The organism is Bradyrhizobium sp. MOS002, assembly GCF_003020115.1.
GTDB lineage: Bacteria > Pseudomonadota > Alphaproteobacteria > Rhizobiales > Xanthobacteraceae > Bradyrhizobium.
This window is the reverse complement of record NZ_PYFX01000001.1, coordinates 576,921-603,407: the sequence shown is the minus strand read 5'-3', so window position 1 is coordinate 603,407 and position 26,487 is coordinate 576,921. Positions and strand designations below refer to the sequence as shown.

The window sequence follows — 26,487 nt, the reverse complement described above, 5'->3', positions numbered from 1 at the left end:
AGTAAAGCAAAAACAAGGCCCGACCAAGCCCGCTAAGGTCCCTCAAGATCAGAGGCCTGGTCCGAAGCCACAGCAATGGATGATGGTGTGATGACGGAGGCAATTCGCGGGTTCTGGGTGGCGTCGGCGACGCCGCTGGCGACGGACGGCAGCGTGGACTCCGCAAGGCTCGCGGCCCACGCCAAGCAACTCTTCGCCAAGGGCGTCGACGGTGTCGTGCTGTTCGGCACCACAGGCGAGGGCACCTCCTTCAATGTCGCCGAACGCGTCGCGACCATCGAGGCCGTGCTCAAGGCCGGCGTCGCGCCGGCCCGAATTGGAATCGGCGGCGGCTTTCCCGCGATCAGCGACAGCATCGCGCTGACGCGCGCCGTGCTCGGCCTCGGCCTGCGTCACGTGCTGTATCTGCCGCCTTACTTCGACCGTAGCGTCAGCCCCGAAGGCATCGAGGATGCCTTTGCGGCGATCCTCGACGGCGTCGCCGACGATCGCCTGCGCGCCTACCTCTATCATATCCCGCAGATCTCGGGTGTCGCGATCCCGACGGGCGTCGCCGCGAATTTGCGCAAGCGCTACGGCAAGATGGTTGCGGGTCTGAAAGACTCCAGCGGCGACTTCAAACAGTTCCAGGCGTTCCGCGCGGCCGCTCCCGAGCTCGCCATCACCGTCGGCAACGAGGTCGACATTACCCGCGCGATCGCCGCCGGCGGTGCCGGCACCATCTGCGGCATGGCCAACATCGCGCCGGAGCTGGTCAAGGCCATGATCGACGGCAAGGATGTCGAAGCACGCATGCAGGCTGCCGTGGACATCGTGGTGAAATCACCATCCTTCCTCACGACGCTGAAAGCCATCCTCGCGGCGCAGACGGGCGATGCGAGCTGGCTGCGCGTGCGGCCGCCGCTCCGGGCCTTGTCCGACGGCACCGCGCTCAAGCGGAAACTCGACGAGCTGATGGCTCCCGCCATCGCGTGAGATCGCGCAAAACCGCGACACGTTGCCGCGAATTCGCGCGCTGCGTGTTGCGCTCGCTGCGCAATCAATCGAGGATTGCCGAATAGCGTGATCGAAGCCTAGAACCATTCGACACTAGAGCGATTCAAGGCCGGCTACGGTTCTCTTCGCGTACCACGACTGTTAGACGCGCCAGCTTCTGCGTCTGACTTGGAAGTGAATCGAAAGTGCGTGTCTATCTGGACGGCCAGCACGTCAGCGGCCGTCGAACGCCTGCCGGCGAGAGCCGCGCGGGCCTTCTCATCGGCGCGGCCGTGCTGCTTGCCGAATTTCTCTCCAGCTCCGCGACAGCGCAGGCACAATCCGCACTGCCGCCGGTGACGGTGGAAGCGCCGGCGCCGCGGCCGAAAGCGGCGCGGGCATCGGACCAGCCTCAACGCCGGACGCAAGCGCCCGCGCGTCAGCGCAGCCGCAATGCTACCGCGCCCGCAGCTCCGACGCTCTCGGAGCGCGCCGCCGCGGAAGCCGCCGCGCAACAGGCCGCAAAGCTCGGCTACCGCGCGATGCCGAGTGCGACCACGCTGCGCAGCGGCGCCTCGCCGCTCGACACCTCGCAGGCCGTCAACGTCGTGCCCGCGCAGGTGTTGAAGGACCAGCTCCCGCGCAACATCGACGACGCGCTCATCAACGTCTCCGGCATCACCCAGACCAATACGCTCGCCGGCAGCCAGGACGCGGTTATCCGCCGCGGCTTTGGCGACAACCGCGACGGCTCGATCATGCGCAACGGCATGCCGCTGGTGCAGGGCCGCAGCTTCAATCCCGCAGTCGAAAGCGTCGAGGTGCTGAAGGGCCCGGCCTCGTTGCTCTACGGCATCATGGATCCCGGCGGCATCGTCAACACCATCAGCAAGCGGCCGGAGCTCTACCAGCATGGCTCGGTCACGCTGCTCGGCTCGGCCTTCAACGCCTCGACAACTGGCGCTGACGGCTTGCTCGACGTTACTGGTCCGATTGGTGACCAGGGCCTCGCCTATCGCTTCATTGGCTACGGTGTCAGCGAGGACTACTGGCGAAATTTCGGCCGTCATCGCGAGATGCTGGTTGCGCCGTCACTGGCCTGGTACGGCCAGGACACCACCGTTCAGCTCAACTACGAGCATCGCGAGTTCATCTATCCGTTCGATCGCGGCACGGCGTTCAATCCGGTGACCAAGGCGCCGCTGGCGGTACCCACGACGCGCCGGCTCGACGAGCCGTTCAATAACACGTGGGGCACGTCGGACCTGATCCAGGCGTCGGTCGAGCACCGCTTCAATCAGGATTGGAACCTCTACGCCGGCTACAGCTACAACACCGAGACTTTCAGCGCCAACCAACTCCGCATCTCCACGCTGAACTTCTCGACGGGCGTCGAGACCCGCAGCAACGACGGCACCCAGGGCTCGCTCAGCAATGCCAGCTACGGTACGTCCTACATGTCCGGCGGCTTCTGGCTCGGCAACATGCGCAATGATGTGGTGTTCGGTGGCGACGGCCAGTATCGCACCATCTACCGGGACAACCTGATCCGGCAGGCCACGCCTGCCATCAATGTCTACAATCCGGTCTACGGGCTGGTCGGACCCGGCACGACGGTGTCCAATCCAGACAGTGCGCAGACTGACAAGCTCGGCCAGTGGTCGATGTTCGTGCAGGACACCTTGCATCTGACGGAGCGGTTCGCGTTGGTCGGCGGCGTCCGCTACATGGACTACGACCAGATCGCCGGGCGCGGGAAGCCGTTCGTCACCAACACCAATGTGTCCCAGGACAAGGTGCTTCCGCTCGGCGGCGCCATTTTCAAGCTGACCGACCAGATCTCGCTCTATGCGAGCTATACTGAATCGCTGAAGCCGAATTCGACCATCGCCCCGATCGGCGTCCTGATTGGCTCCAATGTCGCGCCGGAAGAAGGCGTGTCATACGAGACCGGCGTGAAGTTCGATTTGAACAAGCGCATTTCCGGAACGCTGGCGCTCTACGATCTCGACAAGAAGAACGTGCAGACGACGAAGACGAATAGCGCAGGCGTGGTGGAACTCCACACCGTGGGCCGTGCCCATTCGCGCGGCGTGGAGCTGGATGTCACCGGCAGGCTCACCGACAGCTGGGCTTTGATCGGCAGCTATGGCTACACCGACGCCCGCGTGACGGCATCCGAGGATGTCACTCTGCTAGGCAGGAAGCTGCAGAACGTCGCGCTGAACACGGCGTCGCTTTATCTGGTCTATGACTTCGGTACAGCCTTGCCGGGCCAACTCCGCCTCGGCGGCGGCGCGCGTTATGTCGGCGATCGTCCCGGCGATTCGATCAACTCCTTCTTCCTGCCCTCTTATGTGGTCGCTGATATTTTCGCGACCTATGAGACGAAACACCAGAACACGCCCGTGATCTACCAGTTCAACGTCAAGAACCTGTTCGACACCGTCTACTATCCCTCCGCCGTCAACAATCTGAACGTCGCCATCGGCGACGCGCGCCGGGTGTCGCTGTCGGCGACGGTGAAGTTTTAGCGATGGGCATGTCGCGCAGGGACACTCGTCTGATAATCGCGCCGAGCGGGAAGGCCCGCGCCGATGCGTGAGTGCTGGCGCGCGATCAAGGCGGTCCTGCTTCAGGTCCATTCGGTCGCCGGGCTCTTGCTCGCGCTGCTGCTCGCTGTGATCGCACTGACAGGTGCGATCATGAGTTTCGAGGACGAGATCGGCGACTATCTGAATAGCGGCATCATGCAGGTCGCACCGCGCCAGGCACCGGCGCTGCTGCCGGACGAACTGGTTGCGCGCCTGACCGCGGGGCAGGATGTCGGCAAGGTCTCCGCCGTGACGCTGGCGAGTGATCCGTCCGTCGCGGTGCATGTGCGCTTCGCCCGCGACGAACAGGGCGCGCGGCCGTCCTCGCTCTATGTCGATCCCTATGACGCGCGCGTGCTGGGCGCGCCGCGCGGCGAGGAATTCTTTGCGACCGTGCGCAAGCTGCATCGCTGGCTGTTGATTTCCGGCGACGCCAAGGGCTGGGGGCGTCAGATCACGGGCGTGGCCGCGCTTGGCCTCATCGTCATGCTGGTTTCGGGCCTCGTGCTGCGCTGGCCGCGTCGTTCAGGCAGCGCGAAGATGTGGCTGAAGCCCAATCTCGGCCTGAGCGGACGCGGGCTGCATCGGTCGCTGCATGCGGTGATCGGCACCTGGGTCCTGCCGGTCTATCTGGTGATGACGCTCACCGGGCTGTGGTATTCGTTCGACTGGTACAAGGACGGCGTCGTCTGGCTGCTATCGCGTCCGCAAATTGCCGCCGCGAAGATGCAGCCCAAAATGCCCACGAAGGCGTCGCGTGCCGCCGGCGTCAGCGAGACGGCAGCGCCGATCGGCTTTGATCCCGCGTGGGCCGCCTTCCTGCACGAAGAGGGCAGCCGCTTCTCCAAGGCTCTGTTGACGCTACCGGCCGGTTCGGGGACGGTGATCCGGATCCGGTCATGGGGGAAGGACTCGACCCTCGACACCACCCGCGACGAATTCCGCATCGACGCCGTCACCGGTCAACTGGTCTCCGCGGAACGCTACGCCGACAAGACTCTCGGCGAGAAGATCATCGCCAACGTGCTCGACATCCACCGCGGCGCATTTCTGGGCTGGCCCGGCAAGCTCGCCTTCATGCTCGCGGCTGCGTTGATGCCGCTGTTTTCGGTCACCGGCGTCCTGCTCTATCTGTCGCGCCGCAGGCTACGGCGCCCTGCGCAGCCGCGGCTCGGGCGGCTCATGCCGGGCGAGTGAACGCGTCGACTGCCGTTCGGCGATCGCCGAATAGCAATGACAGCGAAGCGCATTGGCGCGGCGGGCAAGAAGCACTTGTCGGAGCTTTCGCAAAATGGTTCGATTGGCGAGGTGCATCCTAAAGTGGTGGTCGTCTGATGGCGTTATCTGAACGAGACGAGATCGAAGAGACGGCGCTGCCTGCTGTACTGGTGAGACGCAGTGACCTGCCCGTGCCGCTCACGCACACGGCGCGAAGTTTCTTCGGCGGACTTCCCAGGCTGCCCCCAGAATTGGAGTGGCCGACGGCGGAAGTCAGGGCGAACGAAACCTTGGAGACCGTCGCGCTCACCTTCGTCGCCCAGATCGACTTGGCCGAAGTCCCGGGCTCCGGTTGGTCGCCGCTGCCGAAACGAGGCACGCTCTATTTCTTCTGCAGCTCGGTGTTTGTGGGCGAAGGACGTCCGCCTTGCCGCATTCTCTACGGTGCTGCTGCGGGTGACGCATATCCCGACCGCGCGCCACCGCCCGATTTAATGCCGCTGGCGGGGACCGATGGTGACGCCCAGGTCAAATGGCTCGATCCGGCGCTCGATTTTCATTCCGAGGTCGAGTTCAAATATCCACTTTCTTTCCAGGTATTCCGGGACTTCTATTTCCACGAGGACGCCGTCGGCGGCGAACTCATGATCGCAGAATTATGCAAGGCATTGGGTCCCGGGGTGCCGCAACAACCTGATTTGCTGCAATTCAGAATCGCGTCCGAATACGAGAAGGACGATCATTGGCCTTTCAACTGGCTTCTGATCAATCATGTGGTTCGGTCCGTGCTGTCGCACGTCGTGCGCGATCTGACACCCCGATACTCCCACAAGCCAAGTAAACGACGAGGCAGTCGCGGAATTGAAGCGCCTTCGCGCTGGCGCAATCGGATGGCTCGAGCGTTGTCGGGCGCTGACTCCAATGGACGACGTGGATGCGGACACAAGAGCGATCTTTCGGGCTTGGTGGACCGACGTCGTGCACACCTATGAGAATATCAATCAAAACGTCTATACGTATTCGTCCACAATCGCAGCGGACCTCGGCAATGCCATCAATCATACGATCCGATGCATAGCGGAGCAGAATGTCGAAGCTCTCGACGAAGTTCCTCTCAGCTATCTTACGAATCTCGCGCGTCAAAATCATTGGAACACGCCGACCGTAAGAAGCGCCAAATACCGCCATTTCGACACCGCCCTGCATCAGATGCTGGGATATGGCAGTGGCCCGCAAAATGCGACGGAGGAGCACTTGGAGGATATATTATTGCTCCAGATGCAAGGTGATCTCGCGTTTCTTGATTGGCACTCCAACATCGGATGTACGCTTCATTTCTGGATCGACCGCGATGCTCTCGATCAGCTCGACTTTGCGAAAGTGGTCGCCACATATGAATGTGATTGAGGTGACGCCGACGCGCTCAGGATCTTCCTCCTCGACCATGATGTGTCTGACAAGGGCTACCGAATTCGATTGTGCGCAGCATGGCTAGCCAATGCCGCAACAATGGTTCAAAAGCTCATGGCCACCTCTCAGAGTTCATGCCATGAAGCTCCCGACCGTCACTCCCGCTGATATCCGCCGCGCACTGCTGCTCCGCGAGGAGATCGCGCTGCTCGATCTCAGGCACGAGGCTGGTTTCGCGACGGGACATCCGCTGTTCGCGGCGAACATGGCCGCGGACCGGATCGAGATCGAAGCCGAGGTCAGGCTGCCGCGCAAGAATGTGCCAATCGTGCTCTATGACGACGGCGAAGGACTGGTCACAGCCGGCGCCGAGCGGCTCGCGGCCCTCGGCTATACCAACGTCCGCGCGCTCGATGGCGGGCTGAAGGCCTGGCGCGACGCGGGCTATCAGGTGTTCGAGGACGTCAACTCCTACTCGAAAGCCTTTGGCGAGCTGGTCGAGTCGCGCAGGCATACGCCGTCGTTCAGTGCCGACGAGGTGGCAAAATTCATCGCGGACAAGGCCAACATCGCGATCCTCGACGTCCGCCGCTTCGACGAATATGCCACCATGAACATCCCGGGCTCGGTCAGCGTGCCCGGCGCGGAGCTGGTGCTGCGAGCAGGACAGGCGGCACCCGATGCCGACACCACCATCATTGTCAATTGCGCCGGCCGCACCCGCTCGATCATCGGCACCCAATCGCTGATCAATGCCGGCGTGCCGAACAAGGTCCGGGCGCTGCGCAACGGCACTATCGGCTGGACGCTGGCGCGGCATACGCTCGACCACGGTGCCGACCGGCGTGGCGCGATCGGGCCGTTCGAGGGCGGTCCGGCCAATGCGCGCGATGTCGCCTATCGCGCCGGCGTGCGCCACATCGGTGCGAGCGAGATGGCTGCGCTTGTCGCGCAGACCGATCGCACGCTCTATCGTTTCGACGTGCGCGATGCCGAGGAATATGCAGCCGGCCATCTCCCGAGCTTTCGCCATTATCCCGGCGGCCAGCTCGTCCAGGAAACCGACATGGCAGCGCCAGTGCGTGGCGCGCACATCGTGCTGACCGACGACAAGGGCGTCCGCGCCGACATGACGGCGTCCTGGCTCGGGCAGATGGGGTGGGAGGTTTTTGTGCGGGAAGGCGGCTATGACGGCACGCTCGAAATCGGTCCGCCGCACGTCCTGCCCAAGCCCGACCCCGCCCACCGTTACCGCCGCCCCTATGAAGGCACCGGCGTCGAGGAGCGCGCGATGCAGGCCTATCTCGACTGGGAATACGGCCTGGTCGAACAACTGCGTCTGGATGGAACGCACGGGTTTTACGTCATCTGACGCTGATACCGTCACCCTGAGGTGGCCGCTCCTTCAGCGGCCCTCGAAGGGCGACGGCGCAGCTAGGGCCATTCATCCTTCGAGGCTCCCCACGCGACGCTTTGCGTCGCATGGCTCGCACCTCAGGATGACGGAAGAAAGTAGTGGGATGCCAAGCAGGTCTATCCCCGCCATCTTCTCCCCGTATCCAAACCCTATTGTGCTGCGCATCCCCCGCGGTCTATGAGCTGCGGCGAAGCTGTGACCCACGGAGATTTCATGTCAGCCCCAGGCCAAAGCCCTGAGCGGAACGCGAAGGCGCTGCTGCTCGAAGGCGTCAATGACAGCGCCGTGGACCTGTTCAGAACTGCGGGTTTCACCAATGTCGAGCGCCTGACCAAGGCGCTGGACGGCGAGGATTTGCGGCGTGCGCTCAAGGGCGTGTCATTGCTCGGCATCCGCTCGCGCACCCAGATCAGCGATGAGGTGCTGGAAGCGGCCGACCAGCTTCTCGCCGTCGGCTGCTTCAGCGTCGGCACCAACCAGGTCGATCTGCTGGCGGCGCGCAAGCGCGGCATTCCGGTGTTCAACGCGCCGTTCTCCAACACGCGCAGCGTCGCGGAGTTGGTGATCGGCGAGATCGTGATGCTGCTGCGGCGCATCTTCCCGCGCTCGGTGTCGGCCCATGAGGGCGGCTGGGATAAGTCGGCGACCGGCAGCCGCGAGGTGCGCGGCCGCACCCTCGGCATCATCGGCTACGGCAATATCGGCTCGCAGCTCTCCACGCTGGCGGAGGCGATCGGCATGCGCGTGATCTATTTCGACCGCACCGACAAGCTCCGTCACGGCAATACCGAGCCGGTCGAGAAGCTGGAGGAGCTGCTGGCGCAGAGCGACGTCGTCAGCCTGCACGTGCCCGAGACGCCGGAGACCGCTGGCATGATCGGCGAGAAGGAGCTGCGGGCGATGAAGCCCGGCTCGCTCCTGATCAACAACAGCCGCGGCACCGTCGTCGATCTCGATGCGCTGGCGGGAGCTCTGCGCGACGGCCATCTCGCGGGTGCCGCCATCGACGTGTTTCCGGTCGAGCCCTCCTCGAACTCCGATCGCTTCAAGAGCCCGGTGCAGGGCCTCGGCAACGTCATTCTCACCCCGCATATCGGCGGCTCGACCGAGGAGGCGCAGGAGCGCATCGGCGGCGAGGTGGCGCGCAAGCTGGTCGACTTCTTCATCACCGGCTCGACCACGGGGGCGGTGAATTTTCCTGAGGTGCAGTTGCATCTGCGCCCCTCCGGCGCGCGCTTCAGCCACGTCCATCGCAACGTGCCCGGCATGTTGCGCCGGCTCAACGAGGTCTTTCTCCAGCGCGACATCAACATCGCTGCGCAATATCTGGAGACCTCCGGCGACCTCGGTTACGTCGTGCTCGACGCCGACCTCGGCGGGCAGGATTCAGGCGCGCTGCTGGAGCAGATCCGCAGCCTCGAAGGCACGGTCGGCGCGCGGCTGGTGTTCGAGCACTAGCCTCATTGACGGCCGGCCGGAGGTCGCCTTGAATGCGGCCATCTGACGGAACGAACGAGAATAGAAAGTGCGGGGGGAAACGATGGCGCAAGTGTGTGCGAAGCTGTGCGTATTGCTCGTGGGCGCGGTGACTGCGCTGGGCGCGAATTCCGCTTCGGCGGCGACGCTGGCCGAGGATGCGGACACCGTCTGCAAGGGCCTCATCGGCGGCGCTGACGCCGTGAAGATCGATTCGGCGACGTTGCTGGCGCCGTCGCAACTGGCCGTCGCCGAACGCGGCCCGACGCCGTCGGGGCGCGTCACGCCGGCCAATCCCGGCTTCTGCAAGGTGCTCGGCCATATCGATCCCACCGATGCCAAGGCGCCGCCGATCAAGTTTCAGGTCAATTTGCCCGTCGAATGGAACGGCCGCTCGGTGCAATATGGCGGCGGCGGATTCAACGGCGTGCTGATCACGGGCCTGGCGCTGCCGCCGGCCTATCCCTTCGACAAGCCGTCGCCGCTCGCGCGCGGTTTCGTCACCTACGGCACCGATTCGGGTCATGAGTCCAAGCCGGGCGAGCCGCCGCAGCTGTTCGCGCTCAACGACGAAGCCTTCGAGAATTTCGCCCATCGCGCCTACAAGAAGGTGCGCGATGCCGCCGTCGCGCTGATGCAGCGCGCCTACGGCAAGACGCCGGAAAAGATGTACTTCATGGGTTCGTCCGAAGGCGGCCGCGAAGGCCTCACCATGGCACAGCGCTATCCCGACGATTTCGACGGCATCTTTGCCCGCGTGCCCGTCATCAACTGGGTCGGCCTGCAGCATGCCGGCACCCGTTCGGGGCTCGCGACCATGGGTGACGGCTGGATCAATCCGGCGCAGGTGAAGCTGGTGGGCGATGCCGTGCGGGCCGCTTGCGACAAGGCCGACGGCTCCGATGACGCGCTGGTGCAAGATCCCGTTTCCTGCAAGGCGGCGTTCAAGGCGGAGACGCTGCGTTGCGCGAGCGGCAAGTCGGGCGATCAGTGCCTCACCGACGCACAGATCAAGGCGATCGACACCCTGCATGCGACCTACAAATTCCCGTTCGCGCTTGCCAACGGTCTCGATGATTATCCGGGCTGGGGTGTGTCGGGCGAGGACACGCCGGCGGTCGGCCCGACCGGCGGCTGGGTCGCGTGGTGGCTCGGCACGGCGCCTCCCGCGCAGCCGCCCGCGCCCAACAACGGCATCGCCTGGATCTACGGTGCCGGCGGCATCCAATATGTGTTCGCGCGCGATCCCAAGCTCGACGTGACGACGTATAAGCCGGAAGAGCACAAGGCACGGCTGCTCGAGGTCTCCAGCTTGATGGATTCGACCGACCCCGATCTCAGCCGCTTCCGCGCCCGCGGCGGCCGGCTGATCATGCTCGAACACATGGCGGACTACGCGCAGAGCCCTTATGCCGGCATCCGCTATTTCGAAAACGTCGAACGCAAGCTCGGCAAGGCCGAGACGGCCGAATTCGCGCGGCTCTACACCGCGCCCGGGGTCGATCACGTCGGCTCCGGCGCGCCGGCCAATGTCGACATGCTGAGCGCGCTGGTCGACTGGGTCGAAAAGGGCAAGGCGCCCGTCGACCTCGAAGTCGCCGAGCAGAAGGTCGAAGCGCCGTCGTTTGCGACGCTTCGCGCGCTGCCGCTTTGTCGCTGGCCGGCCTGGCCGCACTACAAGAGCGGTCCGGTGACGGAGGCCGCGAGCTTCAGCTGCGGGCCGTGAGGTCCGGATTCACCTTTCCGCGTGCGGGGGAGGCGGCGACCTCAATGCGCCGGCCCGCCCGCCGCCTTCACCCGGCGCGTCAGCAGCACTGCGATTGCGGCGAGCACCAGCACCACGCCGATCACGGCAAACGTGTCGGAATAGCCCATCACCAGCGCCTGGCGCTTCACGGTCTTGCCGAGCGCGATGATGGCCTGCTCGCGCGCGGCGTGGGGGTCGGGCACGCCGTGCGCCATGAAGTAGTCGGTCACCTGCGCGATCCGGGCGCGGACTTCCTCGCGGCCGAGCGTGATCGACTGGCCGATGATGTTGGAGTGGAACTGCTCGCGTTTGGTGATGATGGTGGCGAGCGTCGCCGTGCCGATCGCGCCGCCGAGGTTGCGGAACATGTTGCTGATGCCGGAGGCCGCTGCCGCATCCTGCGGCGCGATGCCGCCGGTCAAGACCGAGGTCAGCGGCGTCAGCACCATGGCTTGTCCCACGGCGCGCACGATGTTCGGGATCCAGAGCTGGTCGCCGGCATAGTCCGGCGACATCGCCGTGTTCATGAAGCAGCTGTAGGCGAAGATCAGAAGCCCGGTGATCGCGATATAGCGCGTGTCGAAGCGCTGCATCAGTTTCGGGATCAGCGGGATCAGCACGAGTTGGGGCAGGCCGGTCCATGCCAGCACGTTGCCGATCTGCTCGGCATTGTAGCCCTGCGCCTGGCCGAGATAGGCGGGCAGCATGTAGACCGAGCCGAACAGCGCGAACCCGACCATGGTCATGGCAATGGTACCGAAGCCGAAATTGCGTTGGGTCAGCAGGCGCAACCGGATCAGCGGCTTCTCGATCGTGAGCTCGATCGTGATGAACAGCGTGAGGCTGACGGCCGCGATCACCGCCAGCTTGATGATGAAGGGTGAGGAAAACCAGTCGTCCTTGTTGCCTTCCTCGAGCACGGCTTGCAGCGCCGACAGACCGATCGCCATGGTGACGATGCCAGCCCAGTCACCATCCTTCAGCAGGCCGAGCTGCATCTTCTGCCGCTCCAGCGTCAGATAGAGCGCGGTCACCATGACAGCGGTCGGGATTACGTTGACGAAGAAGATGGTGCGCCAGCCGTAATTTTCCGTGAAATAGCCGCCGATGGTCGGGCCGATCGCCGGCGCAAAGGTGACCGACAGCGCAAAGATCGCGAGCCCGACGGGCTGCTGCGGCTTCGGCAGCTTGGTCAACACCAGCGTGAACGCCATCGGGATCAGCACGCCGCCGGCAAAGCCTTGCAGGCCGCGCATCGCGATCATCGACGGCAGGTCGTGGGTGAAGGCGCAGGCGACGGAAAAGGCTGCAAACAGCACCGCGCTCGCCAGCATGTAGCGGCGGAACGAGAACACGCGGCTCAGATAGTCGGTCAGCGGGATCACGATGATCTCGCCGATCAGATACGACGTCGAGATCCAGGAGCCGTTGTCGGCGCCGGTGCCGATGCCGCCCTCGATGTTGAGCAGCGAGGCGTTGGTGATCTGGATGTTCAGGATCGCCATGAACGAGCCGATCATGGCCGCGAGCACGGCGATCCAGGTTGCGAGGCTCGCGCGGTTCGGATCGCTGGCGGCGCGATCAGGCGTCGCGGCCGGTGTTGCTTGCGTCGAAAGTGAGAGGCTGTTTGACATGGCACGACCCTCCGGAGACGAGCTTCGCTTTGGGCGTCACGGCCGTATTCGCGGTCGAACGTGTTGCAATGGTCGGGATCACGGACATGCCGGGCCGCAGCGCGATCGCGGGGCCATGCGCGGCGTCGAGCGCGATCTTGACCGGGATACGCTGCACCACCTTGGTGAAGTTGCCGGTGGCGTTGTCCGGCGGCAGCAGCGCGAATTCCTGGCCACTTGCGGGCGCGATGGAATCGACATGGCCGTGCACGATTTGGCCCGGGAACATGTCGACCTCGATATCGACGGCCTGTCCCGCCTGCACATGCGTCAGCTGCGTCTCCTTGAAATTGGCGACGACATAGGCGCCTTCGGCCGGAACGATCGACATCAGCTGCGTGCCAGCCTGCACGAACTGGCCGATGCGCAAGGAACGGTTGCCGACCACCCCGTCGATTGGTGAGACCACATTGGTGTAGCCGAGGTTCAGCTCGGCCTGGTGCTGCACGGCATCCGCGCGCGCGGCTGCTGCCTTGGCTTGCTCGATCTCGGCCTTGAGCAGATCGATCTGCTTGAGGGCCGAAGCGAGGTTGGCGTTATCGCGCTCGAGCGTTGCCCGCGCCGACGCGATGCGCGATTGAGCCTGCTGCGCGTTCTGGAGGCTGCCCGAGCCGGACGCGGCGAGGTCGGTGTAGCGCTTGTTGTCTTGCGCGGCGAAGGTGAGGTTGGCCTGGTCGACGTCGAGCGTGGCGCGTGCGGCCTTGATCACCGCCTGCTGCACGTCGAGCTGCGCTTCCTTGCTGGAGATGGTCGCGTTCGCGGCCTGGACGTCGGCGCGGGCCTGATCGAGCGCGACGCGGAAGTCGCGGTCATCGATCCTCGCCAGCACCTGGCCAGCCTTCACATGCTCGTTATCGGCGACCAGGACCCGATCGAGATAGCCGCTGACCTTCGGCGCGATGGTTGTGTTGTCGGCCTTCACATAGGCGTCATCGGTGGAGACGAGGTACTGCCCAACGGTCCAGTAATCGTAGCCGTACCAGCCCGCGCCAGCCAGCGCGACGACAGCGACGCCCGCCAGCAACAGCTTGCGAAGGTTAAGTTTTTGTCGGCGGACGTCGGTCGCGGCGCCGGTCAGGACGCCCTCCAGCGCAGTCGCGGGAAGGGCGCTTTGGGCGGCAGCGGATGGGGTGGTGTGGACGGTCATGGCCGGCTCCCCGGAATTAGGAAACTTGATAATTTCCAAAATGAGGTTAGCTTTGGAATTGTCAATGGAATGACAGGCATCATTTAAAGACATGGCTCAGGAAAAATCGGAAAGCGCAAGATCGTCGGGCGAATGCCGCCCGCGGGGACGGCCGCCGGTGCGCGACGACGAGGAGACGAAGCAGATCGTCCTTGACGCCGCACGACACACCTTCGCCGTCGAAGGCTATGCCGCGACCAGCACCGAGGAGCTGGCGCGCAGCGCCGGGATTTCGACCAAGACGCTGTATCGGCTGTTTCCGGGCAAGGCTGCGCTGTTCGAAGCGATGTGCGTTGACCGGCTCGAACGTCTGCTGTCCGCCGTCGATCTCCAGGCCGGCGACGAGGTCGACATCGAAACGGGCCTGCGCGCCGCGTTGCTCGCCTGCGCCGATCTCGCGCTCGATCCGGACGTCATGGGATTGCAGCGCATGGTGCTGCAGGAGTCGGCCGCATTCCCGGAGCTCGCCGCGAACTTCTACAAGAACGGCATCTCCCGCACCGTCACGGCGCTGGCGCGTTGGCTCCGTCTCCAGGTGAAGAGGAAGCTCATCACGCTCGATGACGCCGACGAGGCCGCGGGCATGCTGATCGGCATGGTCGCATCCGCGCCGCAACGCGCCGTGATCTATGGCGGCATGCCCCTGCCGTCGCGCAAGGACATCGAGCGGCGCGTGCGAACCTGTGTGGCCATTTTCCTCGATGGCAGCCGCGTAAGATCGAGCTAGCGATGGCCGGCCTTTGACAATGCTTCCCTGTACGGATATATATTTCGCATACGAAATAAATGGGCACACGCGTGACCGCGGCGAGACATCATCGGCTGATCTATCTCCTGAGCGTCGCGCAGCGGCGCTTGCAGCGCTGGATGGCGTCGCAGCCTTCGAGCGAGGTCACGCCGGCGCAGGCAGGACTTCTGTTCATTCTCGGCAAGCAGGACGGTGCACTCATGGGCGAGGCGGGCGCGGCGCTCGACCTGGGGCCGGCCGGCATCTCCGGCCTCGTCGACCGCACGGCAGCTGCAAAGCTGATCGAGCGGCGGGCCGACCGCGAGGACGGGCGCGCCTGGCGCGTCTGGCTGACGCCGAAGGGCCGTGCAGCGCTCGCGCAGGCGAAGGCCAACGCGGCACAGGTCAACGCGGCGTTGACGGATGGGTTCACCGGTACGGAGATCGATATCGTCGCGCGCTGGCTGACCAGCATCCAGGACAAGTTTCCAAGAGAGCTTTCAAGAGAGCTTTCGAGCGAACTTTCAAGAGATCCAGAGGAATAGAGGAGAGACCCATGACCGAGCACGTCCGGATCCAGAACAGCGGCGGAATTCTCACGCTCACGCTGGCGCGCCCCGACAAGAAGAATGCGCTGACGGATGCGATGTACGGCAAGCTCGCCGATGCCATCGAATCCGCCGAGCACGATCCGTCGGCCTGCGTGATCCTGATCCGCGGCGAAGGCGACATGTTCACTGCCGGCAACGACGTCGGCGAATTCGCGGCGGTCGCAGCGGGCAAGTCGGAAGGCAGCCGCAACGTCGTGCGCTTCATCCAGTCGCTGGCGCGCTGCACCCGGCCCTTGGTCGCCGCGGTGCAGGGCCGCGCCGTCGGCGTCGGCACCACGATGCTGCTGCATTGCGACCTCGTCGTGCTTGCCGACAACGCGCAATTGTCGACGCCCTTCGTCAGCCTTGCGCTGGTGCCGGAAGCAGCCTCCAGCCTGCTGATGCCGGCGCGCATCGGCTATGCCCGGGCCTACGAGATGTTCGCGCTGGGCGAGACGGTGCCGGCCAAATCAGCGCTGGAATGGGGGCTCGCCAACCGCGTGGTGCCGCTCGACAGGCTCGATGCCGAGGCGCTCGCGCTGGCGCAGCGTCTTGCCCGTCAGCCGGCCGGCGCGCTCACCGCCACCAAGAAGCTGATGCGCAATGGCGAGGCGCTTGTCGCGCAGATGAGCGCCGAAGGCGAGCAGTTCGGCCTGCGCCTGCGCACCGCCGAGGCGCGCGAGGCCTTCACCGCTTTCGCGGAACGCCGCCCGCCGGATTTCACCAAGGTTGCGTGACATGGGGGGCACCGAGCCTCGTCGGGGGTCCCCACGGCAATTCGATTAAACTTAACGGAACATTGGCATGTCCCGGGGCAAGGTGGCGCTCGAAATAGGCCCCCGACCCAGGCCCCCGACACCATGGCAATGTTTAAGAAATCGGTAAGTTCGCTCCTCCTGACCTTGATGGCCCTGCTCGCCGCGGGTGCGCTGGCCTCTACGGCGATCCAGATGGTCGGGGCGTTCGGCCGCCACAGCGACAGCCTCGAGACCGCGCGGCTTGCCGCCGCCGACAAGGCGATCTTCCATGGCGTGCTGGCGCTGCGCAACAATCGCGGCGATGCGCAGAGCGCGATCCTCGGCGAGGACGACCCGCGGGCAAAACTCGAGGCGGCGGAAAAGGCTGAACAGGGCGGCTATGACGCCATCGGCGCCGCGCTCGCCACCGTCGATTTCGCCCGCCGCGACGAACTCGCCGGCACATTGAAGCAAGGCTGGAGCGCCGCCGCACCACAATTCCAGCTGTTCTACGACGAAGCCAAGCGCCCGCGCGCCGAGCGCAAGATCGAGCGGACCAACTCCTGGTATGATGCCGTCACCAAGGTGATCGAAACGGCGAACCTCGCCTCCACCGCGGTCTCGAACCGTGCCTGGATGAATGACCCCTTCATCGCCCGCATGATCCAGGTCAGGCGCTTCGCCTGGCAGGTGCGCGACCGTTATGGGATCCATTGTTCGTCCCTTCGTTCCAACATCAACAGCAGCAAGCCGCTCGACGACGCCCAGAAGCGGTCAGTGGCGCAATGGGATGGCACGATCGCCTCCGGCTGGACGGGTATGGCCGAGTTGCTGGCTGCGCCCGACGTGGCGGCGGAGCTGGTGACGGCAGCGACGGACGCGAAAGCCAAGACCGACGGCGCGCTCAAGCAGATCGGCGACCTCACGAAGAATTTCGACGGCAGCGGCAAGCCCGCGATGCCGGCCTCGGAATGGAATACGTTGTGTCAGGCACCCTTCGCGTCCATTGTCGCGGTGGCGAACAAGGCGCTCGACCAGTCGATCGCGCGGGCGGAGACGGTGCAGGCCAAGGCGCTCACCAATCTCGTCGTGCAGTCGCTCGCGTTCCTGCTCGCGCTGGCCGTGACTCTGGCCGGCGTCTACGTGGTGCGCAACCGCCTGATGCGCCCGGTGCGGGCCATCCTGGACGCCATCGCCAAGATCAGCGCCCGCGACTACGCGACGCCCGTTCCGCAATCCAGACATCCCGACGAGTTCGGCACCATGGCGGCTGCGCTCGAAAGCCTGCGCGAGAGCGCGGCGACCGCGGAACGCCTGGGCCGAGAGCGCGAATCGCAGCAGGCGCTGCAGCTCGCCCGGTCCGGCACCGTCGATGCGGCCTGCCGCAGCTTCGACGACACGGTGCAAGCCGTCATTCACAGCGTTGCGGCGTCGACCAAGGAGCTCGATGCCACCGCGACCGACGTGCGCTCGCTGGTTTCGGAATCGAGTAGCCAGACCGCGGCGGTCTCGTCCTCCGCCGAGCAGGCCACCAACAATCTCGAGACCATTGCGGCCGCGACCGAAGAACTCTCGGCGTCCGTCGGCGAGATCTCCGCGCAGGTGCAGGCCAGCGCTCGCGAGGCCCGCGAAGCCGTGTCGCAGGCAGCGCAGACCAATGCGACGGTCGAGATCCTCGATCAGACCGCTGGCCGCATCGGCGAGGTCGTGAAGATGATCAACGCCATCGCAGGGCAGACCAATCTGCTGGCGTTGAACGCCACCATCGAAGCCGCGCGCGCGGGCGAGGCCGGCCGCGGCTTCGCCGTGGTTGCCGGCGAGGTCAAGAGCCTCGCCTCGCAGACGGCGACGGCGACGGAAGAGATCTCCCGCCAGGTCGCGGAGATCCAGGGCGCTACCGGCCAGGCGGTGACTGCCATCCGCGCGATCGGCGGCGCGATCAGCGGCATCGACGAGAAGATGACGGCGATTGCGGCAGCCGTCGAACAGCAGCGCGCGGCCACCACCGAGATCTCCCGCAACTTCCAGCAGGCCGCGCAGGGAACCCGCGAGGTCACCGACACCATCGGTAGCGTGGCCAGGCTCAATCAGGAGACGGGCAATGCCGGTTCGGTACTGTCGGTATCCGTGACGAAAATGTCCGCCGACGCCGATCGTCTCCGCGTGGCGGTCGAGGGCTTTTTGGGCGCGGTGAGGACCGCATAGCTTCGACGATCTACCATCCTTGCGTCGCGCGATCGGCATTGCCGACGATGCGCGCGGCGGCTACATCTGTGACGCTGCGCGAGCGCCGCGGCAGATGTAAGAGATATCAGGGATGGAGAGTTCGATGCCGGTCACGCCCCAACACAAGGCCCAGCGCCCCTATCGCGGCGTGTTCCCGGTCGCACCCACCATCTTCGACGCGCGCGGCGAGCTCGACCTCGACGGCCAGCGCCGCTGCATCGATTTCATGATCGATGCCGGCTCGAACGGTCTGTGCATTCTCGCCAATTTCTCCGAGCAATTCGTGCTCACGGATGCCGAGCGCGAGACCGTGATGCATGCGGTGCTGGAGCATGTCGCGGGCCGGGTTCCCGTGATCGTCACGACCACGCATTTCAGCTCCGCCGTCTGCGCCGCGCGCAGCCAGCAGGCCGAGGCGGCCGGTGCCGCCATGGTGATGGTCATGCCGCCCTATCACGGCGCAACCTTCCGCGTGCCCGAGAAAGGCGTCGTCGAGTTCTTCAAGGTGCTGTCGGGCGCGATCAAGATTCCGATCATGATCCAGGATGCGCCTGTCGCCGGCACGCCGCTGTCGGTCGAGCTGCTCGCGCGGCTGGCGCGCGACTTCTCGAACATCCGCTATTTCAAGATCGAGGTGCCGGGTGCTGCCGTAAAGCTGCGCAGCCTGATCGAGGCCGGCGGCAGCGATATCGAGGGTCCCTGGGACGGCGAGGAAGCGATCACGCTGCTCGCCGATCTCGATGCCGGCGCCACCGGCGCGATGACCGGCGGCGGCTATCCCGACGGCATCCGCCAGATCATCGATCCCTATTTCGCCGGCAAGCGTGAGGAGGCGAAAGCCGCCTACGAACGCTGGCTGCCGCTGATCAACTACGAAAACCGCCAATGCGGCCTGATCGCCTGCAAGGCGATGATGCAGGCCGGCGGCGTGATCAAGTCGGACACGGTGCGGCATCCGTTGCAACCGCTGCACCCGGCGACGCGGGCCGGGCTGCTGGAGTTGGCCAAGGAGCGTGATGCGCTGGCGTTGCGGTGGGGGAAGTAGCCCCTACGTCGTCCCGGCGAAGGCCGGGACCCATAACCACGAAATTGAGTTTGACGACAACTCGGAGTTACTAGCCCGACCCATAGCCCCCCTCGGGGATATGGGTCCCGGCCTTCGCCGGGACGACATTGAATATGACGCGCGAGCGGGCGCCTACCTCACCAACTCCCACTCGCCCACAATGCGGAACTTTGCCCCCGCATCATCCTGCTTGAACAGCGCAATGCGATCGACCGGCAGCGTCTCAAGCCCGAGCGCCGCAAACCTTGCCCGCAGCATCTGCAGAATCGGCCCGCGGCGCTCCGCGTCCAGCCGTCCCGTCAGCGTCATGTGGAAGCGGAACTCCTCCATCACGTAAGGGTAGCCCCAGCGGTCGAGATAGTCGCGCTGCCGCTCGCTGAGCTTCTCGGGCTTTCGACGCGCGCGATCTTCCGCTGTCAGGGCGGTGCGAAAGCCATCGAACGCACGGACGCAATCAGCGGCGAGCTCTTGGAGCGCATCGACCGGCTCAGCCGGAATGACGGCGATGAAGCCGCTGATGGCATCGACGACCGGGCGGATCAACGGGACAGGCCGCGCCTCGCCGGCGAAGACCGCGCAGGCCGCCAAAAGCTCCGCCTCCGTCCTGCCCGGCGCGAGTGCCATCGGCGCCTTCAGCGTGCCGTGAAAACCGTACGTGCGGGGATCGGCGGTGATGTCGCGCCAGTCCGGCGCGACATGCAGCGCAGGGTCGGGAAAGGGCAATTCATCGCCGGTATAGGCATCGTAGCCGAGCAACTCCGCGCCGAAGCGGGAGAGGGCGCTGTCGCTGCCTGCGGCAAAATAGATCGCGTAGCGGGAGGGGGCGGTCATCGTTCGAGCATAGCGGGTTTATGCCGCGACGACAGCTTCGCGCGGGGTGGCTGCCATGCCAAGCAACCGCGTCGCGTCGGTGAGATGCACGAGCTTGCCGCCTGATATCACCGCGATCAGCCGCGGCCGCAGCGGCACGCTGTCGTCGACCAGCAGAATGTCCGCGCGTCGTCCTTCCGCGAGCACGCCGCGATCGGCAAGGCCGGTCGCGCGCGCCGGCGCGGCGCAGACCAGGTCCCAGGCCTCGGTCAGTGGCAGCACGCCGTCGGCGGTGAGGCGGAACGCGGCGAGCAGCTGCGCGGGATAGTAGTAATCCGAGGCCAGCACCGAGCAGAGCCCCTTGGCGATCATGTCGGATGCCTTGGTCCAGCCGGTGTGGCTGCCGCCGCGCACGACGTTCGGCGCGCCGTAGACGATGGCGTCACCGTGGCTTGCCGCCGCCCGCGCCGTGTCCTCGTTGACCGGAAACTCCGCGATCGCCACGCCCATGGCGCGAAAACCCTGGCGCATCGCCGGCGTCGCATCGTCATGCGAGAGCATCCGCACCCCGGCGGCGCGGGCGGTCGCGGCAAGCCGCGACACGGAAGCCGGGACTTCGCTGGCGTGCGAAAGCACGTGTCCGACCAGCCGGTCGAATTCCTCGCTCGACAGGCCGGTACGCTCCACCATGCGGTTGCGCTTGCGAGGTTTGGCCATGTCCCCGACCGTGCCGTCCATGTGATCGTTGAAGGCGAGCAGGTCGACGCGGCCATCAGTGAGCCACTGACCGATCTCGGCTTCGGCGTCGAGATTGTAGGTCTCGTGGCGCAGATGGAAGCGGGTGTCGGCGGCGAATTGCGGACGCTGCCGTTCGATCGCCTCCATCAGGCCGCGCGCATTGTCGGCGCTGCGCAGGCCCGGCTCCCACGAACAGGTCGTGGCGTGAAACACCGTGGTGATGCCGTTGCCGATCGCCTGGCGGTCGCTGTCGGCGAGCGCCACGTCGATCGGGAAGTCGACCCCGGCGCGCGGCATCATCTGCCGCTCGAAGGCATCGCCATGCAGATCGACGATGCCGGGCAGCACCAGCAGGTTTCGCGCGTCGATCGCAAGTCGCGCCCGGCCGCGAGAGGCATCGACCTCGGCGATGTCCTGTCCGGACAGGGCAAGCGACGTCTCGACGAACTCGGAGCCGATCAGAGTCCGGCCGCCCTCGAGGAAAATGTCTGTCACGCGATCGCGCTTCGTTTGCTGCCAAGGGAATTGTTGAGAGAACTTCCCCGTGCTTCATATGCCGCGAGGAAATCTTCAATCCCGAGCTTGCGGAAATCGGGCAGTGCTGCACGCAATTTGTCGTGATCCCAATCCCACCAGGCGAGTCTGGCGAGCCGCCCGGCGACGTCTTCCGAAAAGCGGCGGCGCACGATGCGCGCCGGATTGCCGGCGACGATGGTGTAGGCCGGAACGTCCTTGGTGACGATGGCGCCGGCCGCGATCACGGCGCCGGTGCCGATGTTGCGGCCCGGCAGCACGATCGCGCCATGGCCGATCCAGACGTCATGGCCGATATGGACGTGGTGCTGGCGCCGCCAGTCGAAGAAGTCCGTGTCGTCGCTCTCGCCTTCGAAATAGGCGCTCGAACGATAGGTGAAATGCGCCTGCGTGGCGCGGTGCATCGGGTGATTGCCCGGATTGATTCGCGTCATCGCCGCGATCGAGCAGAATTTTCCGATGGTGGTGTAGGTGATCTGGGCATCGTTCACGACATAGGAGTAATCGCCCATCGTGACTTCGTGCAGGATCGTGCGCGCGCCGACCTCGGTGTAGGCCCCAAGCCGGGTGTCGTGCAGCCTGGCCGAGGGATCGATGGCCGGCTGGACCGAAAGAGCTTTGGCGGCCATGTTGCATCCGAACGAGAGGGCGGGCGTTTTTCTTCGAGCGCCTTGATGACAATGTCATGACGACGCGATGACAGGGGATGATTAGGGGATGAGGTGTGTACGATCGCCGCACCGCAATGTCCGTGTCACACAAGTGTCAAGCGCCGGCGTTAGCGGTGGGTCCCAGCTACTCTGGAGCCCTGCATGCTGGTGGTTGAAGGTCTGACGTGTCGCTTCGGCGTGAAAGCCGCGGTGGACGACGCTTCGTTTCAAGTTTCTCCCGGCGGCTTCGTCGGCGTGATCGGACGGTCCGGCGCCGGCAAGTCGACCCTGCTGCGGACCATCAACCGTCTCGCGACCCCTTCGCAGGGCCGTATCCTGTTCGACGGCCTCGACGTCACGGCGTTGCGCGGCAAGGAGCTGCGGCAGTGGCGGGCGCGCTCGGCGATGATCTTCCAGCAGTTCAATCTGGTCGGCCGGCTCGATGTCCTCACCAACGTCCTGATGGGACGGCTCGCAACGATGCCGGCCTGGCGCTCGCTGTCGCAGACCTGGCCCGAGCAGGACAAGGCGCTGGCGATGTCCGCGCTCGAGCAGTTCGATATCGCCCCGCTCGCAGCCCAGCGCGCCGATCAGCTCTCCGGCGGCCAGCAGCAGCGCGTGGCGATCGCCCGCGCGCTGGTGCAGCAGCCCGACATCATCCTCGCCGACGAGCCGATCGCGTCGCTCGATCCGCGCAACACCAAGATCGTGATGGATGCGCTGCTGCGCATCAACAAGCATTTCGGCATCACCGTGCTCTGCAATCTGCATTCGCTCGACCTGGCGCGCAGCTATTGCGACCGCCTGATCGGCATGGCGCAAGGGCGCGTGGTGTTCGACGGCGCGCCGGCTGAGTTGACCGACCATGTTGCGCGCGAGCTCTACGATCTCGAAGCCGCCGATGTCATGGGCGGCATGCCTGCACCGGTGCGAGAGGGCATTCCGGCGCTTGGAACGGCGGCCGCCGCTTGAGCCACGCCGCATCGATCATCACCAGTTTTGCGTCAACCGACCTCAAACGATGAAGAGTATATCATGATCACTCGCAGATTGATCCTTGCCGGCGCCGCCGCGCTCGCCTTCACGACTTCCGCTTCCGCCGACGACTGGAAAGCCAAATATCCCGAACTGACCTTTGCGGTCATTCCGGCGGAAAACGCCTCGGGCGTCACCGAGCGCTGGGCGCCGTTCATGAGCTATCTTTCCAAGGAACTGGGCGTGAAGGTCACGCTGCGCATCGCCAACGACTACGCTGCCGTGATCGAAGGCCAGCGTGCCGGCAACATCCACATCGCGAGCTACGGTTCGGCCTCGTTCGCCCGCGCCCGCCTGACCGGCGTCAAGACCGACGCCTTCGCCAACGACATCAACTCCGACGGCTCCACCGGTTATTACTCGGTGTTCTTCGTCAAGGCGAGCAGCCCCTACAAGAGCATCGACCAGCTCAAGGGCAAGAACCTCGGCCTGGTCGACCCGAACTCGACCTCCGGCAACAACGTGCCGCGCTTCGAGCTCGACAAGATGGGCATCGCGGACGCCGACACCTATTTCAGCAAAGTCGTCTTCACCGGCAGCCATGAGAACGCGATCCTGGCGCTGGCGCAGGGCACGGTGGAGGTCGCCGCCAACCAGTGGACCAGCGACGACGATTCGACGCTGGCACAGATGCTGACCAAGGGCATGCTGAAGAATGCCGACGGCTCGGCGATGAAGAAGGACGATTTCCGCATCATCCACAAGTCGGCGCCGATCATCAATGGCCCCTATGCCTACAATTCCGACCTGCCGGAAGAGGCCAAGGCGGCGATCGCGAAGGCGTTCTTCGACGCCCCGGCCAAGGACAAGGCGGCCTTCGATCGCCTCCAGGACGGCCAGAAGAAGGGTTTTCATCCCGCGACCACCAAGGATTGGGATGGCACGATCGAGCTGATCAAGTTCGTCGATGCGCTGCGTAAGAAGAAGGCGTCCTGAGTTTCGGGACTATGCCACTGGAGCCGGGTCGATGGACCCGGCTCTTTCTCTTTTGAGTGAACATTCGCCTTGACCAGATGACCGTCGCGGTTTCGATCCTTCCCGAGCAGCAGCTCGCCGTGCTCAACGCCGCCTATCGCCAGGCGGTCGCGCGCAAGCGATGGCGGCTCCTGTTCGGAGCCGTGGTGTTCGCCGCCGCACTGCTGCTCGCCGCGGTCGGCGCGGAAGTGAATTTGCACACTCTCTTCGCTCATTTCGGCAACTTCATGAGCTATTTCGACCGCATCCTCACACTCGACACCGGCCAGCGGGTCTGGACCGACGTCGGCGAGTGGCTCTGGGGCTGGCGCAAATGGTTGAGGATGCTGGGCGAGACCGTGTTGATCTCCTATGTCGGCACGCTCATCGGTGCGACTTTTGCATTCTGCCTGAACTTCTTCGCGGCTGAAAACACCTCGCCCGCGCCCTGGCTGCGCTTCGTGGTGCGGCGCCTGCTGGAATTCGCCCGCACGGTACCCGGCATCGTGTTTGCGCTGATCTTCGTGATCGCGTTCGGGCTCGGACCGATGGCGGGCGTGCTGGCGATTGCGATTCACTCCACCGGCGCGCTCGGAAAGCTGTTCTCGGAGATCGTCGAGAACGCCGATATGAAGCCGGTCGAAGGCGTCCGCTCGACCGGCGCGAGCTGGCTGTCCTGCATGCGCTTCGCCATCCTGCCGCAGGTCACGGCAGGCTATGCCAGCTACGCGCTGCTGCGTTTCGAGATCAACGTTCGCGAAGCCTCCGTGATGGGCTTCGTCGGTGCCGGCGGTATCGGCCAGGAGCTCGTCGTCGCCATCCGCAAGTTTTATTACTCCGACGTCAGCGCGATCCTGCTCACCATCATCGTCACGGTCTTCATCATCGACATCAGCACCGGCTGGCTGCGCGGCCGTCTGTTCGGCAAGGAGGCGCGGACATGACGGGGCCGCAGCAGATCGACACGCGGGAGCTTCGCGCGCGCTACCCTGATGTGTTCGACCGGCCGGCCTCCGCCCGGCTCGCCATGCCGGCGATGATCGTCGCGGCCTTCGCGATCCTGGTTTATGGCCTGGTCGATCTCGACTTCTCGCCGTCGCGCTTCGTCGCGGGCCTCAGCCAGCTCGGATGGATCAGCCTGATGATGATCCCGCCGGATCCCGGCTCGTCGCTGCCGATCTATCTGAAGGCGCTGGGCGAGACGCTGTCGATCGCGCTGCTCGGCACGACGCTGGCCGCACTGTTCGCGCTGCCGGTCAGTCTTCTTGCCGCGCGTAACGTTGTGCCGTCGAAGCTGCTGCGCTTTCCGGTCCGACGTTTCCTGGATTCGATCCGCGGCGTCGATACGCTGATCTGGGCGCTGGTGTGGATCAACGTGGTCGGGCTCGGCCCGTTCGCCGGCGTGCTCGCCATTGCCGTGTCCGATTTCGGCGCTTTTGGCAAACTGTTCTCGGAGGCGATCGAGGGCGCGGACCAGAAGCAGGTCGAGGGCGTCCGCGCCTCCGGCGGCAGCGCGCTGCACGAGATTCGCTTCGGCCTGCTGCCGCAGGTCCTGCCAGTGATCGCCGGGCAGGTGCTCTATTTCGTCGAGTCGAACACGCGCTCGGCCACCATCATCGGCATCGTCGGCGCCGGCGGCATCGGCCTCCAACTCGCCGAGCAGATCCGCGTGCTGGAATGGCAGAAGGTGTCGTTCCTGATCCTGATGATCCTGGTCGCGGTCGCCGCGATCGATTTCGTCTCGGGAAAATTGCGCTTCGCCATCATCGGGCGGCGCGCCGTGACGTAACTTTCTTCCTTCTCCCCTTATGGGAGAGGGGCAGAGAACAGCCCGTTCACCCGTTCTCCACCAGAAACTCCACCCGCTCTGCCGCAAACCGCGAATGCTTGGTGACCAGCGGCTTGCCGTCGAGATCGTGGTCGGTGGCATCGACCACCAGGATCGGCCGTCCCAGTGCCAGGTCGAGCCGCGCGGCGTCGGCTGCGTCGACGATGCCGGCGGTGATGCGGGTCGCGCCGCGGCGATAGTCACGGACGCCGTAATGCTCGAGCAGTTTCGTCATCGAGCGGGTCGCGGCAAAGACGTCGCCCGCCCCCGGGAACAGCTGAGCCGACAGCCAGGTCGTGGAGACGCAGATCGGCGTGCGGTCGGCGAGGCGCATCGCCTCGATCCGAATCAGCGGTGCGCCGGCCTTCAATCCAAGTTCCCGCGCGAGTTCGCGGGTCGCGACATCATCCGATGCCTCGATCAACCGGCCATGCGGTTCGCGGCCGTCCGCGCCGACGATCTCAGAGAAACGGGTCCGCGAGCGCAGCGGGTAGGCGAGACGCTGCGCCTCGACATAGGTTCCGCTGCCGCGTTCGGCCCGCACGATGCCGCGCTCGGCAAGGGCGGCCAGCGCGCGCCGCACGGTGTGGCGGTTCACGCGATAGGTTTCGGCGATCTCCACCTCGCCCGGCAGCTTGTCGCCCGCCGCAAAGCGGCCGTCGGCGATGCCGCGCTCGATGCCGTCGGCAACGAGGCGCCACAACGCGACGCCGGAGGAGGCTGTGTCCTGCATGCTCATGTCGCGGGGAAGCTACTCCAGAAATCACGCCTTTGTCACGAAACAGTCATGGCATTCCCGTATCAAGTTGTCTAGTATCATAGACAACTTGGATTCGACAAGTTCTGCAGAAAAGTCGGTGATGTGGTGACCCAGCACAACAATCAGCAAGCGCAAC

23 protein-coding genes are annotated in these 26,487 nt (G+C 65.0%); 17 read left to right on the top strand and 6 right to left on the bottom strand.

Annotated features, from left to right (window positions below; genetic code table 11):
• Window positions 1-90: 90 nt before the first annotated feature.
• The 8 genes from C7G41_RS03100 (at window position 91) to C7G41_RS03070 (ending at window position 10,816) form a co-directional block, all read left to right on the top strand.
• Entirely contained in the window at window positions 91-975 is an 885-nt protein-coding gene (locus C7G41_RS03100; RefSeq protein ID WP_199198098.1) for a dihydrodipicolinate synthase family protein, read from the top strand.
• Between the two features lie 206 nt (window positions 976-1,181).
• A complete protein-coding gene (locus C7G41_RS03095) occupies window positions 1,182-3,509 on the top strand; it encodes a TonB-dependent siderophore receptor (protein WP_106941170.1) in 2,328 nt (775 codons plus the stop codon).
• A gap of 63 nt (window positions 3,510-3,572) precedes the next feature.
• On the top strand, window positions 3,573-4,766 hold the full coding sequence (locus C7G41_RS03090; protein WP_106941169.1) for a PepSY domain-containing protein: 1,194 nt from the start codon (window positions 3,573-3,575) through the stop codon (window positions 4,764-4,766).
• A gap of 137 nt (window positions 4,767-4,903) precedes the next feature.
• Entirely contained in the window at window positions 4,904-5,779 is an 876-nt protein-coding gene (locus tag C7G41_RS03085) for a DUF1963 domain-containing protein (RefSeq protein ID WP_245446438.1), read from the top strand.
• Window positions 5,766-6,194, top strand: coding sequence for a DUF1963 domain-containing protein (locus C7G41_RS38170; RefSeq protein WP_245446437.1), 429 nt, complete (start codon window positions 5,766-5,768; stop codon window positions 6,192-6,194). The genes C7G41_RS03085 and C7G41_RS38170 overlap by 14 nt, the downstream gene beginning before the upstream one ends.
• Window positions 6,195-6,336: 142 nt before the next feature.
• On the top strand, window positions 6,337-7,569 hold the full coding sequence (locus C7G41_RS03080; RefSeq protein ID WP_106941168.1) for a rhodanese-like domain-containing protein: 1,233 nt from the start codon (window positions 6,337-6,339) through the stop codon (window positions 7,567-7,569).
• 258 nt (window positions 7,570-7,827) lie between these two features.
• A complete protein-coding gene (gene serA, locus C7G41_RS03075) occupies window positions 7,828-9,072 on the top strand; it encodes a phosphoglycerate dehydrogenase (RefSeq protein ID WP_106941167.1) in 1,245 nt (414 codons plus the stop codon).
• A gap of 82 nt (window positions 9,073-9,154) precedes the next feature.
• A complete protein-coding gene (locus C7G41_RS03070) occupies window positions 9,155-10,816 on the top strand; it encodes a tannase/feruloyl esterase family alpha/beta hydrolase (protein ID WP_106941166.1) in 1,662 nt (553 codons plus the stop codon).
• A 41-nt stretch (window positions 10,817-10,857) separates the two neighbouring features.
• On the opposite strand, the gene C7G41_RS03065 is transcribed toward C7G41_RS03070, so the two are convergent.
• Window positions 10,858-12,471, bottom strand: a complete 1,614-nt coding sequence (locus tag C7G41_RS03065; RefSeq protein ID WP_199198097.1) for an MDR family MFS transporter — start codon at window positions 12,469-12,471, stop codon at window positions 10,858-10,860.
• Window positions 12,419-13,657: an HlyD family secretion protein gene (locus C7G41_RS03060; RefSeq protein ID WP_199198096.1), complete on the bottom strand. Its 1,239-nt coding sequence runs from the start codon at window positions 13,655-13,657 to the stop codon at window positions 12,419-12,421. Before C7G41_RS03060 ends, C7G41_RS03065 begins: the two co-directional genes overlap by 53 nt.
• Before the next feature lie 157 nt (window positions 13,658-13,814).
• On the opposite strand from C7G41_RS03060, the gene C7G41_RS03055 reads away from it, so the two are divergent.
• From C7G41_RS03055 to C7G41_RS03035, 5 genes are all read left to right on the top strand, one after another.
• Window positions 13,815-14,423 carry a TetR/AcrR family transcriptional regulator gene (locus C7G41_RS03055; RefSeq protein ID WP_306768028.1) on the top strand — a complete coding sequence of 203 codons (609 nt, stop codon included), beginning with the start codon at window positions 13,815-13,817 and terminating at the stop codon, window positions 14,421-14,423.
• A 59-nt stretch (window positions 14,424-14,482) separates the two neighbouring features.
• Entirely contained in the window at window positions 14,483-14,968 is a 486-nt protein-coding gene (locus C7G41_RS03050; RefSeq protein ID WP_106941163.1) for a MarR family winged helix-turn-helix transcriptional regulator, read from the top strand.
• Window positions 14,969-14,979: 11 nt separating this feature from the next.
• A complete protein-coding gene (locus tag C7G41_RS03045) occupies window positions 14,980-15,750 on the top strand; it encodes an enoyl-CoA hydratase (protein WP_106941162.1) in 771 nt (256 codons plus the stop codon).
• Between the two features lie 123 nt (window positions 15,751-15,873).
• Window positions 15,874-17,955, top strand: a complete 2,082-nt coding sequence (locus C7G41_RS03040; protein ID WP_106941161.1) for a methyl-accepting chemotaxis protein — start codon at window positions 15,874-15,876, stop codon at window positions 17,953-17,955.
• A gap of 124 nt (window positions 17,956-18,079) precedes the next feature.
• Window positions 18,080-19,021 carry a dihydrodipicolinate synthase family protein gene (locus tag C7G41_RS03035; RefSeq protein ID WP_106941477.1) on the top strand — a complete coding sequence of 314 codons (942 nt, stop codon included), beginning with the start codon at window positions 18,080-18,082 and terminating at the stop codon, window positions 19,019-19,021.
• A 153-nt stretch (window positions 19,022-19,174) separates the two neighbouring features.
• Here C7G41_RS03035 and C7G41_RS03030 read toward each other — a convergent pair whose 3' ends face one another.
• The 3 genes from C7G41_RS03030 to C7G41_RS03020 are packed head-to-tail and all read right to left on the bottom strand — an operon-like array spanning window position 19,175 to window position 21,753.
• Window positions 19,175-19,873 carry a DUF1045 domain-containing protein gene (locus C7G41_RS03030; protein WP_106941160.1) on the bottom strand — a complete coding sequence of 233 codons (699 nt, stop codon included), beginning with the start codon at window positions 19,871-19,873 and terminating at the stop codon, window positions 19,175-19,177.
• An 18-nt stretch (window positions 19,874-19,891) separates the two neighbouring features.
• A complete protein-coding gene (locus C7G41_RS03025) occupies window positions 19,892-21,085 on the bottom strand; it encodes an alpha-D-ribose 1-methylphosphonate 5-triphosphate diphosphatase (protein ID WP_106941159.1) in 1,194 nt (397 codons plus the stop codon).
• Window positions 21,082-21,753 carry a chloramphenicol acetyltransferase gene (locus tag C7G41_RS03020; protein ID WP_106941158.1) on the bottom strand — a complete coding sequence of 224 codons (672 nt, stop codon included), beginning with the start codon at window positions 21,751-21,753 and terminating at the stop codon, window positions 21,082-21,084. Before C7G41_RS03020 ends, C7G41_RS03025 begins: the two co-directional genes overlap by 4 nt.
• A 183-nt stretch (window positions 21,754-21,936) precedes the next feature.
• Between C7G41_RS03020 and phnC the strand changes: the two genes are divergently transcribed.
• The 4 genes from phnC (at window position 21,937) to phnE (C7G41_RS03000) (ending at window position 25,552) form a co-directional block, all read left to right on the top strand.
• Window positions 21,937-22,746: a phosphonate ABC transporter ATP-binding protein gene (phnC, locus tag C7G41_RS03015; RefSeq protein ID WP_106941157.1), complete on the top strand. Its 810-nt coding sequence runs from the start codon at window positions 21,937-21,939 to the stop codon at window positions 22,744-22,746.
• Between the two features lie 63 nt (window positions 22,747-22,809).
• Window positions 22,810-23,745: a phosphonate ABC transporter substrate-binding protein gene (gene phnD, locus C7G41_RS03010; protein WP_106941156.1), complete on the top strand. Its 936-nt coding sequence runs from the start codon at window positions 22,810-22,812 to the stop codon at window positions 23,743-23,745.
• Window positions 23,746-23,822: 77 nt separating this feature from the next.
• A complete protein-coding gene (gene phnE / locus C7G41_RS03005; RefSeq protein WP_106941155.1) occupies window positions 23,823-24,707 on the top strand; it encodes a phosphonate ABC transporter, permease protein PhnE in 885 nt (294 codons plus the stop codon).
• The gene (gene phnE / locus C7G41_RS03000) at window positions 24,704-25,552 is read left to right on the top strand and encodes a phosphonate ABC transporter, permease protein PhnE (RefSeq protein ID WP_106941154.1); all 849 of its coding nucleotides are present in this window, start codon (window positions 24,704-24,706) and stop codon (window positions 25,550-25,552) included. Before phnE (C7G41_RS03005) ends, phnE (C7G41_RS03000) begins: the two co-directional genes overlap by 4 nt.
• 46 nt (window positions 25,553-25,598) lie before the next feature.
• Here the strand turns inward: phnE (C7G41_RS03000) and phnF are convergent, their stop codons facing one another.
• Window positions 25,599-26,330 carry a phosphonate metabolism transcriptional regulator PhnF gene (gene phnF, locus C7G41_RS02995; RefSeq protein WP_106941153.1) on the bottom strand — a complete coding sequence of 244 codons (732 nt, stop codon included), beginning with the start codon at window positions 26,328-26,330 and terminating at the stop codon, window positions 25,599-25,601.
• Window positions 26,331-26,487: the final 157 nt, after the last annotated feature.